Origin of the sequence: Micromonospora sp. NPDC004540 (genome assembly GCF_040610095.1) — a bacterium.
Lineage (GTDB): Bacteria > Actinomycetota > Actinomycetes > Mycobacteriales > Micromonosporaceae > Micromonospora.
Genome location: NZ_JBEXLR010000148.1, coordinates 1 through 11,418, shown reverse-complemented (window position 1 = coordinate 11,418; position 11,418 = coordinate 1). Strand labels below are relative to the sequence as shown.

9 protein-coding genes and 1 pseudogene are annotated in these 11,418 nt (G+C 75.4%); 2 read left to right on the top strand and 8 right to left on the bottom strand.

Annotated features, from left to right (window positions below; all coding sequences use genetic code 11):
- Both ABZV78_RS30010 and ABZV78_RS30005 read right to left on the bottom strand, forming a co-directional pair.
- Positions 1-252 (bottom strand): annotated as a pseudogene (locus ABZV78_RS30010) (hypothetical protein); the annotation flags it as partial.
- 16 nt (positions 253-268) lie between these two features.
- Positions 269-910, bottom strand: a complete 642-nt coding sequence (locus tag ABZV78_RS30005; RefSeq protein WP_355643997.1) for an RNA polymerase sigma factor — start codon at positions 908-910, stop codon at positions 269-271.
- A gap of 552 nt (positions 911-1,462) precedes the next feature.
- Here ABZV78_RS30005 and ABZV78_RS30000 point away from each other — a divergent pair.
- Positions 1,463-2,860 (top strand): serine/threonine-protein kinase, encoded by a 1,398-nt coding sequence (locus ABZV78_RS30000; protein WP_355643995.1) that lies wholly within the window; start codon positions 1,463-1,465, stop codon positions 2,858-2,860.
- Positions 2,861-2,939: 79 nt separating this feature from the next.
- On the opposite strand, the gene ABZV78_RS29995 is transcribed toward ABZV78_RS30000, so the two are convergent.
- The 5 genes from ABZV78_RS29995 to ABZV78_RS29975 all read right to left on the bottom strand — a co-directional run bounded on the left by ABZV78_RS29995 (position 2,940) and on the right by ABZV78_RS29975 (position 8,979).
- The gene (locus tag ABZV78_RS29995) at positions 2,940-5,420 is read right to left on the bottom strand and encodes an FtsX-like permease family protein (RefSeq protein ID WP_355643993.1); all 2,481 of its coding nucleotides are present in this window, start codon (positions 5,418-5,420) and stop codon (positions 2,940-2,942) included.
- Between the two features lie 5 nt (positions 5,421-5,425).
- Positions 5,426-6,217 carry an ABC transporter ATP-binding protein gene (locus tag ABZV78_RS29990; RefSeq protein WP_355643991.1) on the bottom strand — a complete coding sequence of 264 codons (792 nt, stop codon included), beginning with the start codon at positions 6,215-6,217 and terminating at the stop codon, positions 5,426-5,428.
- A 121-nt stretch (positions 6,218-6,338) separates the two neighbouring features.
- Entirely contained in the window at positions 6,339-7,004 is a 666-nt protein-coding gene (locus ABZV78_RS29985) for a response regulator transcription factor (protein ID WP_355643989.1), read from the bottom strand.
- Positions 7,001-8,227 carry a sensor histidine kinase gene (locus tag ABZV78_RS29980; RefSeq protein ID WP_355643987.1) on the bottom strand — a complete coding sequence of 409 codons (1,227 nt, stop codon included), beginning with the start codon at positions 8,225-8,227 and terminating at the stop codon, positions 7,001-7,003. Before ABZV78_RS29980 ends, ABZV78_RS29985 begins: the two co-directional genes overlap by 4 nt.
- Positions 8,228-8,295: 68 nt before the next feature.
- Entirely contained in the window at positions 8,296-8,979 is a 684-nt protein-coding gene (locus tag ABZV78_RS29975; protein ID WP_355643985.1) for a DUF305 domain-containing protein, read from the bottom strand.
- A gap of 138 nt (positions 8,980-9,117) precedes the next feature.
- Here ABZV78_RS29975 and ABZV78_RS29970 point away from each other — a divergent pair, with 138 nt between their 5' ends.
- Positions 9,118-10,566: a hypothetical protein gene (locus ABZV78_RS29970; RefSeq protein WP_355643983.1), complete on the top strand. Its 1,449-nt coding sequence runs from the start codon at positions 9,118-9,120 to the stop codon at positions 10,564-10,566.
- A gap of 50 nt (positions 10,567-10,616) precedes the next feature.
- On the opposite strand, the gene ABZV78_RS29965 is transcribed toward ABZV78_RS29970, so the two are convergent.
- A complete protein-coding gene (locus ABZV78_RS29965; protein WP_355643981.1) occupies positions 10,617-11,318 on the bottom strand; it encodes a linear amide C-N hydrolase in 702 nt (233 codons plus the stop codon).
- Positions 11,319-11,418 lie beyond the last annotated feature (100 nt).

Below are 11,418 nucleotides of genomic sequence, written 5' to 3'. Positions count from 1 at the left end.
CCGCCGACCAGGACCCGGCCGCCCCCCCCCCGGGGCGGGGGCCGGGGCCGGGTTGGCGCGGGCGGCGCGGAACGCGGCGAGCGCCTGCTCCTCGCCGCTCAGCTCGCCCGGGTTGCCCGGGGCGGCCGCCGCGGCGAGCAGGTGCGCCAGCGGGTCGGCCGCCCGCTCCGGTGGTGTCCCGGCGCGGGCCGCGTCGAGGCGGCGCTCCGACTCCGCCCGGTCGGCAGGCCCGTCGGACCGGCGAAAGCTCATCCCGTTTCCCTCCACGTCAACCGTCCGCCGGCTCGGCCTTGGGCGCCTGCGGCGCCTGCCGTCCCCGGCCGGTACGGGGGCGGGGCGGGGTCGCTCCACCGGCCCGGTCCGACGACTGGTCCGGGTCGGCGCGCTCCAGCATCGCGGCCAGGCGGCGCAGCCCCCGGTGGGCGGCGGTGCGCACGGCGCCGGCCCGCCGGCCGAGGACCCGTCCGGCGGTCTCCGCGTCGAGCCCGATCACGGCGCGCAGCAGCACCGCCTCCGCCTCGCGGGGCGGCAGGCTGGCGATCAGCGCCAGGGCGCTCTCGGTGCCGATGGTCTCGCCGGCCCGCTCGGCGGTGTCGGCGTCCCCGGCCAGTTCGCTGAGCGCCTGCACGGGCACCGGCAGGGCGGGCCGCCGCCGCTGCCGGCGCAGATGATCCATGGCCCGGTTGCGGGCGATGGTGACCGTCCAGGCCCGGAACTCGCCGCCGGTGAAGCTGGGCAGGTCGCGGGAGATCTGGAGCCACGCCTCCGAGGCCACGTCCTCGGCGTCGGCGCCGACCAGGGCGGTGAGATAGCGCAGCAGGCCGGGCTGGAGGCTGCGGTAGAGGTGGCGGAACGCCTCCTCGTCGCCGGCCTGCGCGGCGGCGACCGCCTCGTTCAGCTCACCGGTCATGGATCCGCCGTTCCCGCCGTGCCGACTTCCCGGACCGGCGCCCGCCGGTGTCGGCGTCCCCGACGCCCGCCGGCTCGGACGACCGGAGCCCCACCCGCACCTTCAGCCCCCCCGACCTCATCGGGCGCCGGCACGGAAGGCGCGGGCGCGCGTCTGGACGCCGCCGGGAACGGCCGTCGGCGGACATACCGTACCGGCGTCACGGGGCGGGCGGGAGAGGGGCCGACGCTAGGAGCGGGCGACTGGTTCGACAAGGAGCCAGCCACCGGAGAAAGAGTGAGAATTGTCTACGGTGAGCCACGGCGCGTCGGCGTAACGAACGCCACCCGGATTTCGCTGCGAGGCGATGAACAGGGACAAAACACCAGGCCAGAACTCGGACACCGGAACCCTCGGACACATTTTCCTGGCCGATCGTACGCGAGTCGTCACCGTCAGCCAATCGGCGAAGGAACGCCTGACCGTTCGGCCGAACCCGGGCAGGCCGCCCGCCGGTCGTGACGGGAGAGATCGCGGGAAATACTTCGGGGCCACTCTGGGTACGGTATTGACGTGTTGTCTTCAGACGTCGTACTCAGCGGGCGCTACCGCCTGGATGACCGTGTCGCCACCGGCGGCATGGGCGACGTCTGGCGTGCCACGGACCTGGTGCTCGGCCGCCCGGTCGCGGTGAAGGTCCTGCTGCCCGCGCTGGTCTCCGACCCCGACTTCATCGCCCGCTTCCGGGCCGAGGCGCGGATCATGGCGTCGCTGCGCCACCCGGGCGTGGTCCAGGTCTTCGACTGCGGCGAGGACGAGCTGCCCGACGGCAGCCGGGCCGACTACCTGGTCATGGAGTTCGTGGCGGGCGAGCCGCTCTCCCGCCGGATCGAGGCGGCCGGGCAGCTGGAGGTCGGCGAGACCATGTCGATCGTGGCGCAGGTGGCCCAGGCGCTGCACGCCGCGCACACCCGGGGCATCGTCCACCGCGACGTCAAGCCGAGCAACCTGCTCGTGCAGGACGACGGCACCGTGGTGCTGGTCGATTTCGGCGTGGCCCGGTCGACCAACGTCACCAGCATCACCAGCACGAACGCGGTGCCCGGCACCGCCCTCTACATGGCCCCCGAGCAGGCCGCCGGGCGTCCGGTCTCCGGCGCCACCGACGTCTACGCGCTCGGCGCGGTCGCCTACTGCTGCCTCACCGGCAGCCCGCCGTTCACCGGCGACAACCCGCTCCAGGTGGCGGTCCGGCACCTCGACGACGAGCCGCCGGAGCTGCCGGTGGAGATTCCGTACCAGGTCCGCGACCTGGTGGCCCGGGCCCTGGCCAAGGACCCGGCGGAGCGCTTCCCCACCGCCGCGGCGATGGCCGAGGCGGCCCGCGCGGCCGGCTCCGAGGCGCCCACCGCGATGGTGCCGGTGACCCTGCGCGGCGCGACCGAGTCGAGCCGCGCCCGCGACGACCGGACCGCCGCGGTGCCGGGCGCTGTGGTGGCCCCGGCCCGCCGGGCGCGTCGGCGCGGCACGCTGGTCGGCGCGGCGGCCGTGGTGCTGGTGGCGCTGACCGCGCTGGGTGCCGCCCTGGGCGCGGCGAGGAACGCCGACGCGCCGGCCACCCGGATCGACTCGACGGCGCCGGCGGTTGCTCCGAGCAACTCCGTGGCGGACGCCGCGGTCACCGAGGCGCCGCCGACGGACGCGGGCGGCCACAGCTACCGGCCGGTGGGCCCGACCGGCCGGCCCTCCGCCTCGGCCTCGGCGACGCCGAGCCCCTCCGGGAGCGGGTCGGCCGAGCCGACCCCGTCGAGCGTCCCGTCGACCGCGCCGACCGCGCCGAGCACGGCGCCGACCACCACCTCGCCGCCGGTGGAGACCACCGCGCCGACCGAGACCACGACGACCACGACCGCCCCCGCCGACGGGGGCGGGGGCGACGGGGGCGGGGTTCAGCCCGCGTCCGACCGCTGACCCGCGGCATCCGGAACCTGGTCGAGCCGGCCCCGCGGCTGTCGCGGGACCGGCTCGACGTGTCTTCGACGCCCGGCGGTCACTCCGCCCCGAGGGACGCCACGATCGGCCGGGACAGCGCCCGCCGCGCCGGCAGGACCGAGGCGGCCAGCGCGGCGGCCACCGCCACCGCGACGATGAGGCCGAGCCGCCCCCAGGGCAGCACCAGCGTGAAGTCACCGCCGATCCGGGCCACCACGGCCATCCCGCCGGCGGCCACCCCGGTGCCCAGCGCGATGCCGAGCAGCGTGCCCACCAGCGCGGTGAGCACCGCCTCGACGGCGAGCACCGCCCGCATCCCGCCGCGGCTCAGCCCGACCGCGCGCAACACCGCGTTCTCCCGGGTCCGCTCCACCACCGAGAGGGTGAGCGTGTTCGCCACGCCGACCAGCGCGATCACCACGGCCAGGCCGAGCAGCGCGGTGACGAGGCCGAGCACCAGGTCCACGGTGCCGGTGAGCATCTTCTTGTAGGCGGCCTGGTCGAGCAGGTTGACCGTCGGATAGCGGGTGAGCACCGACTCGACGGCGGCGCGGGCGACGTCGGTAGAGACCCCGTCGGCCGGGTCCACCTCGGCGAGGTAGCCGCGCTCGGCCGGGAAGAGGCGGGCGAAGTCGGCGTCGACGACGTCCACCACGTGTCCGGCGGGCACCGGGCTGCCGGCCAGGGCGGGGTTGTCGTCGGCCACCACGGCGGCCACCCGGAACGACCGGCCGGCGAGCGGGACGGTGCTGCCGACCGACCAGCCGCGGGCGGCGGCCAGCTCGCGGTGCACCAGCACCGCCCCCGGGCCGAGGGCGGCCGGGTCGCCGGCGTCCACCGCGGACAGCGCGCGCCGGACCAGCGCCGGGTGGGCGGCCCGCACCTCGATCCCGTCGACCACCCGGCTGCGCTGCTCGTGCACCACACCCAGCTCCGGCCGAGCGGCCAGTTCCCCGGCCAGCGGCGCCGGCAGGTCCCCGCCGATGCCGGTGACCAGGAAGTCCACCCCGATCCGCGCGTCCACGGCGCGTTCGATGCCGGCCTTCGCGCTGCCCGCGCCAACCACGAACGCCGAGACCAGCCCGATCCCGATGACCATGGCGGTGGCGGTGGCCGCCACCCGGCGCGGGTTGCGCACGGCGTTCGCCACGGCCAGCCCGGCCGGGACGCCGAGCAGCCGGCGCGCGGGCAGGCCGAGCACCCGGACCAGCGCCGGCACCAGCACCGGGCCGAACAGCACGATGCCCAGGAAGGCCAGCAGCCCACCCGCGGCGACCAGCGGCACCTGGCCGGTGGCGCCGGCCCCGACCAGGGCGGCCACCCCGGCGGCGAGGACCAACGCGCCGGCCGCCAGCCGGACCCGGCCGGCCCGCCGGGCAGGCCCCACGGCGGCGTCGGTCAGCGCGGCCACCGGCGCGACCCGGGTGCCCTGCCAGGCCGGCACGGCGGCGGACCCCACGGTCAGCAGCGTGCCGAGGCCGAGGGCGAGCAGCACCGTACGGGCCGTGACGGTGATCGTGCCGTCGACCGGCGCGCCCAGGGTGGCCACCAGCGCGCCGAGCCCCGCGGCCAGCCCCACCCCGGCCAGCACTCCGGCCGCCGAGGCGAGCAGCCCGGTCAGCGCCGCCTCGCCGAGGGTGGCCCGGTAGACCTGCCCCCGGGTGGCGCCGACCAGCCGCAGCAGCGCGGTCCGCCGGGACCGCTGGGCGAGCACGATGGCGAAGGTGTTGGCGATCACGAAGCCGGCCACCACCACCGCCACGGCGGCGAAGGTGCCCAGGAACAGCTCGAACTGCCGCCGGTCGCGGACCGCGTCCGCGACGCCTTCGTCGAGGATCGCCGCGCGGTCGCGGACCACGACGTCCGGCCCGACCGCCGCGCGGACCCGGTCGGCGAGCGCCGCCCGGTCCACGCCGGGCCGCGCGGCCACCATGATCCGGCCGTAGCCGCGCTCCCCGCTCACGGCCAGCGCGTCCGGGCCGGCCAGGCCGATGAATGGGCCGCCGACGTCCCGCGAGCTGCCGGCCACGTCGACCGTGCCGACCAGGGTGTACGCCCGGGCCGGGCCGCCGTTCCCGCCGACCCGCACCGGGCTGCCCAGGGCGAAGTGCTGGTCGGCGACGGTCTCCTCGTCGAGCGCCAGCTCGCCGGCCCGCTGCGGCAGCCGTCCGGCGACCACGTCGTAGGACTGGAGGGCCGGGTCGGTGGGGATCGCGGCGAGCACGGCGTAGCCGAGCACCGGCCGCCCGTCGGCGCCCACCACCCCGGCGGTGCCGGTCAGCTCGCCCTCGGCGGCGGCCACCCCGTCGACCGCGTGCACCCGGTCGACCAGGGCCGGCGGCAGCGGCGTGGCGCCGGCGTACGCGGCCAGGTCGGTGTGCCGGTCGAAGGCGGCGGCCCGCTCGTACGCTCCGGCGCGCATGCCGTCGGTGAACATCAGCGTGCCGGCGACGAAGGCGACGCCCAGGACGATCGCCAGCGAGGACAGCAGCAGGCGCAGCCCGTCGGCGCGGACCTGGCGCAGGGTCAGGCGCAGCATCCCGGTCACCGCCCCGCCAGCGGCGCGCCGGCCTCGAGCCGGGTGAGCGCGTCGAGGACCTGGCCGGCCGTCGGCGCGTGCAGCTCGTCGACCAGCCGCCCGTCGGCGAGGAACACCACCCGGTCGGCGTGGGCGGCGGCCTTCGGGTCGTGGGTCACCATGACCACGGTCTGGCCGAGCGTGTCCACCGCCTCGCGGAGCAGCCGCAGCACCTCCGCGCCGGAACGGGAGTCCAGGTTGCCGGTGGGCTCGTCGGCGAAGATCACCCACGGTCGGGTGACCAGCGCCCGGGCCACGGCGACCCGCTGCTGCTGGCCACCGGAGAGCTCGGCGGGCCGGTGCCCGAGGCGGTCGGTGAGGCCCACCGCGGCGACCACCCGCCGCAGCCAGTCCGCGTCGGGTCGCCGGCCGGCGATGGCCAGCGGCAGCACGATGTTCTCCTCGGCGGTGAGGGTGGGCAGCAGGTTGAACTTCTGGAAGACGAAGCCGATCCGGTCCCGGCGCAGCCGGGTCAGCCGGCGATCGTCGAGGCGGGCGAGGTCGGCGTCGCCGATGCGCACCGTGCCGGCCGAGGGCCGGTCCAGGCCGGCGAGGCAGTGCAGCAGGGTGGACTTGCCGGAGCCGGACGGGCCCATCACGGCGGTGAACCGGGCGGCGGCCAGGTCCAGGTCGACGCCGTCGAGGGCGACGACCCGGGACAGCCCGGCGCCGTACTCCCTGCGCAGCTCACGGGCGGTGACGGCGACGCCGGTGGTCGGGGTTGCGGACAACGTGGTGCTCCTGTCGGGCAGGGTCATCTGACCTCTCCGACGCTATGTGCGGCACCCCGCAGATGATCTCCACCTGCGCGCTCGACCTCGGTACGCCGGTGGTCGCCCCCGACCGGGTCGACCCGTACGACTCAGGTCGTACGCCGGGTCAGCCGCCCGGGGTGACCAGTCCGCTCTCGTAGGCCAGCACCACGGCCTGGACCCGGTCGCGGAGCTGGAGCTTGGCCAGGATCCGGCCGACGTGGGTCTTCACCGTCGCCTCGGCGACGTGCACCCGGGTGGCGATCTCGGCGTTGGAGAGCCCCTGTGCGACGAGCAGCAGCACCTCCCGCTCGCGCTCGGTGAGCTGGGCCAGCCGCGGGTCCTCGGTGGGGGCCGGCCCGAGCTGGCCGGCGAACCGGTCCAGCAGCCGCCGGGTGATCGACGGGGCCACCACCGAGTCGCCCTCGGCGACCACCCGGATCGCGGCGAGCAGCTCCTCCGGCGGGACGTTCTTGAGCAGGAAGCCGCTGGCCCCGGCGCGCAGCGCGGCGAACGCGTCGGCCTCGGTGTCGAAGGTGGTCAGCACCAGCACCCGGGGCCGGCCGCCAGCCGGCCCGGCGCAGATCCGTCTCGTCGCCTCCACGCCGTCCATGGTCGGCATCCGCAGGTCCATCACCACCACGTCGGCCTCGACCCGGGCCAGCACCCGCAGCGCGTCCGCGCCGTCGATCGCCTCGCCGACCACCGCGAGGTCGGGTTGGGAGTCGAGCACCATCCGGAACCCGGCGCGCACCAGCGCCTGGTCGTCCACGATCACCACCCGGACGGTCATGCCGCCGCCTTCCCTTCCTCGCTGCCCGGCGCCGACGGTAGCGGCAGCCGCGCCTCGACCCGCCAGCCCCCGCCCAGCGTCGGGCCGGCGGCGAGGCTGCCGTCGTACACCCCGACCCGCTCGCGCATGCCGACCAGGCCGTGCCCGCCGGACGGCGCCGGCCGGACCACCGGACGGCCGTGCCCGTCGTCGACCGCCCGGACCACGACGGCGTCCGCGGACCAGTCGAGGCGCAGCTCGACAGCCGCGCCCACCCCGGCGTGCTTCAGCGCGTTGGTGAGGCTCTCCTGCACCACCCGGTAGACGGTCAGCTCCAGGCCGGGCGGCAGGGCGGCCGGCGTGCCGATGGCGGTGTCGGTGATCCGCAGGCCGGCGGCGCGGAAGCGGTCCAGCAGGTCGGGCAGCTCGACCAGGGCCGGCCGGCGGTGCGCCGGCTCGGCGTCGAGGGCGCCGTCGGGCTCGGCCGCCGGCTCCGGCCGGCTCGGTTCCCGGAGTACGCCGACGAGGCGCCGCATCTCCTCCAGCGCCTGCCGGCCGGTGTCCGCCACCACCTTGGCCGCCTCCCGGGCCGTGGTCGGGTCCCGGTCGATGGTGAACCGCACCCCGTCGGCCTGCACGATCATCACGGCCATGCTGTGCGCGACCACGTCGTGCAGCTCGCGGGCGATCCGGGTGCGCTCCTCGGCGACCGCCGCCCGGGACTCGGCCTCCCGCTCGCGTTCCAGGGTGGCGGCCCGCTCCTCCAGGGTCAGCACGTAGAGCCGGCGGGTCCGCACGTTCAGCCCGACCAGCCAGACCGCGCCGGTGACCAGGCCGTAGTAGAGCGCGCCGGCCCACCAGGGCGCCGGGCCGGGCATCTGGACGGCGGCGAGCAGCACGCCGATCGCGGCGACGATCCCGGCCAGGATGCCGTCGCGCAGCCGGTCGGCGTACTTGACCACGCTGTAGAGGGCGATGAGCACGCCGACGTCGTAGGCCAGCGGGCCCCAGCCGACGACCACCTGGAGCAACGCGAGCACGGCCACCCCGGCCGCCACCGCCGACGGATGGACCCGCCGGAACAGCAGGACCACCGCCATCACCAGGCCGACGGACGTGGACGCGACGCCGCCGTTCTCGGCGAAAATCCCGAGGACGGCGAAGAACGCCACCAACCCGGAGACGGCGACGTCGAACGCGACGCTGCGCAGCGGGCGGCCGAAGAGGATGCGGTCCACGGTCACCCAGCGTACGGGTCACCGCGCACGTCGATGCCGACCCCGTCACGAGGGCGGATCGGCGATCCGGCGGCTCAGGGGGCGATCAGCTCGCGGAGGCGGGCGATCTCGGCGGACTGCTCGCTGGCGACCGCGTTGGCGAACTCCTGGAGGGTCTGGTCCGCGCCCACCTTGAGCAGGTCGGTGGACATGACCACCGCGCCCTCGTGGTGCGCGGTCATCATCCGCACGAAGAGGCGGTCGAACTCGGCGCCCCGGGTGGCGGCGAGTTCCCGCATCGCCTCGGCGGACTGCATCCCGCGCATCGTGCCGTGGTCGTGCCCGGGGACCTCGGCGGGCAGGTCGCGCGCGCCGAGCCAGCCGCGCAGCACCCCGATCTCCGGCCCCTGGGCGGCCCGGATCCGGTCGGCGACGGCGCGTACCCGGGGATCGGCGGCCCGGTCGGGGGCGAGGTTGGCCATCGCCACGGCCTGCTGGTGGTGCGGGATCATCATCCGGACGTACCAGACGTCGAGGCCGTTGTAGCGGGGCGGCGCGGCGTCCCGGACCTCCTGGGCGGCGCGGGTGGCCGCCGGTTCCCCGGGCCGGCCGGGCACGACGACCGACGGACCGTTCGGGGTGGGCGACGTGCTGACCGCGGTCGTCCGGGCGACCGCCGGCCGGTCGGCCCGACGCGCCGACAGTGCGAGGCCGAGGGCGACCACGAGCACGGCCGCCAGTGTGACGGCGGCCCAGACTCGTCCCTGCCGGCCGGTCATACGCCGCTCCCTCCGGTCGAGGTGCCAGCGATCCTATCCATAGACGACCGACCCCAGATGTGACTCAGGTCACATAGATGCACGTCGTGTGCCGGTAAGGTGTGGGGATCATCATCCCCCTTTCGAAGGGTGTTGCCGATGATCGATTTCCGCACGTCGCGCAGCCGTCCATTCCGGATCGTCAGCCTGGCCGCAGCCGCTCTCCTCGTCGCCGGCGTGGCCTCCGCCCCACCCAGCAGCGCTCAGGAAGCGCCCGACTCCGTTGCCGCGCCGGCCGCCGCGCCCGGCACCGGGCTGCCCGTCGACGCGATCGCCAGCAGCCCGAACGTCCGCCAGATCGCCAACCTGCCGCCGCGCGCGCCGTTCGACACGTCGTCGGCGCTCGGCACCGACATGGCCTTCCAGGGCCACTACGCCTTCGTCGGCAACTACAACGGCTTCGTCATCTACGACATCGCCCGGCCGAGTGCGCCGTCCATCGTGTCCCAGGTGCTCTGCCCGGGCTCGCAGAACGACGTCTCCGTCCACGGCAACCTGCTCTTCCTCTCCACCGACTCGTCCCGTAGCGACGACTCGTGCGCCAGCACCTCGCAGTCGGCGACCGTCAAGGCGTCGTGGGAGGGCATCAAGATCTTCGACATCACCGACAAGACCGCCCCGCGCTACGTGAAGTCGATCGAGACCGACTGCGGCTCGCACACCCACACCCTCGTCCCGGGCCGGGACAGTGGCACGGTGTACCTGTACGTGTCGTCGTACAGCCCGTCGGCCGACCTCCCCGACTGCCAGCCGCCGCACGACTCCATCTCCATCGTCAAGGTGCCGACGGGCGCGCCGACCCAGGCGGCGGTGGTGGCGACCCCGAACCTCTTCCCGGACGGCGGGTACAAGGGTTCCAGCACCTCGGCGACCACCGGCTGCCACGACATCACCGCCTACCCGGAGCGGAATCTCGCCGCGGGGGCCTGCATGGGCGACGGCATCCTGATGGACATCGCGAACCGCGAGGCGCCCCGGGTGATCGACCGGGTGCGCGACACGAAGAAGTTCGCCTTCTGGCACTCGGCGACGTTCAACAACACCGGCACCAAGGTCGTCTTCACCGACGAGCTGGGCGGGGGCGGCGCGGCGACCTGCCTCAAGACCATCGACCGGGACAAGGGCGCCGACGCCATCTACGACATCACCGGTAGCGGAGACGACCGCTCCCTGGTCTTCCGCAGCTACTACAAGATCCCCCGGGTGAACGCCGACACCGAGAACTGCGTCGCCCACAACGGCTCGCTCGTCCCGGTGCCCGGCCGCGACATCATGGTCCAGGCGTGGTACCAGGGTGGCGTCTCGGTGTGGGACTTCACCGACTCGGCCCACCCGACCGAGATCGGCTGGTGGGAGCGGGGTCCGCTCTCGGCGACCCAGCTCCAGGTGGGCGGTTCCTGGTCCGCCTACTACTACAACGGCCACATCTACTCCAGCGACATCCGGAAGGGCCTGGACGTGCTGGAGATCAACGATCCGCGTACCGACAACCAGACCCGGTTGCAGGAGCTGAACGTGCAGACGCAGCCCGGCTACCAGAGCCGGTAGGACCGACGGTCGGCCCGGCCCCGCACATGACGGGGCCGGGCCGATCCGCGTCAGGACATGGGCAGCCGGTAGCCGCGCTCGCCGCCGCCCGCGGTGACCAGCCGCACCTCGCCGGTGCGCAGCCCGTACGTCACCGACCAGCGGGTGTGCGCCTGCCGCACGGCGTCGAGCAGGCGCAGCGCGGCCGGGGCGTCCACCGCGCCGCCGGCCCGGTCCAGCGCCTCGGCCAGCACCCCGTAGCGGTGGTCGTTGCGCAGGTCCCGGTCGGCCACCCCGACGGCCGGCACGTTGGTCAGCGCCTGCCAGGCGCCCCGGCCCTTCTCGACCCGCATCCGGCCGTCCACGAACTCGATCACGGCGGACGCCCCGGTGGCGTCGGCGATCAGGTAGTGCAGCGGCGGGCCGCCGTCGAAGTCCAGGTTGTAGCGCCCGAACACGGCGATCGCCTCGTCCACCGTGGCGGCCGAGTCCAGCACCAGGCGCAGGATGCGCACCGAGCCGACGGTGGGCCGGCCGGGCACCGGCTCCGCCGTCGCGCCGTCGTCGGCGGCCAGCCCCACGGCCAGGCCCCGCTCGTTCATCCCGTCGAAGGGCAGCAGCGGCGCGTTCAGCAGCCGGCGGTCGCCCGCCGGGTCGGCGGTGACCCCCAGGTAGGAGATGTCCACCAGGGAGATCGAGGCGTACCCGTCGGGCGGGTCGGTGCGCAGCACCAGCGCCGGATTCGCATCCCAGTCGAAGTTGCGGGCGAACATCGGCCGGCGCGACCCGGATGACCGGCTCGGCCTCCGCCATGACCTCCTTCGGGGTCCGGTAGTTGATGCCCAGGGTGGCCAGGTCGATCCGGTCGAGCCC

Coding starts and splice junctions, on each gene's coding strand:
- ABZV78_RS29985 (WP_355643989.1), bottom strand. CDS start 7,004: ATGACCGTCCGGGTGGTGATCGTGGACGACCAGGCGCTGGTGCGCGCC.
- ABZV78_RS29970 (WP_355643983.1), top strand. CDS start 9,118: ATGATCGATTTCCGCACGTCGCGCAGCCGTCCATTCCGGATCGTCAGC.
- ABZV78_RS29965 (WP_355643981.1), bottom strand. CDS start 11,318: ATGTTCGCCCGCAACTTCGACTGGGATGCGAATCCGGCGCTGGTGCTG.
- ABZV78_RS30005 (WP_355643997.1), bottom strand. CDS start 910: ATGACCGGTGAGCTGAACGAGGCGGTCGCCGCCGCGCAGGCCGGCGAC.
- ABZV78_RS29995 (WP_355643993.1), bottom strand. CDS start 5,420: ATGCTGCGCCTGACCCTGCGCCAGGTCCGCGCCGACGGGCTGCGCCTG.
- ABZV78_RS29990 (WP_355643991.1), bottom strand. CDS start 6,217: ATGACCCTGCCCGACAGGAGCACCACGTTGTCCGCAACCCCGACCACC.
- ABZV78_RS29975 (WP_355643985.1), bottom strand. CDS start 8,979: ATGACCGGCCGGCAGGGACGAGTCTGGGCCGCCGTCACACTGGCGGCC.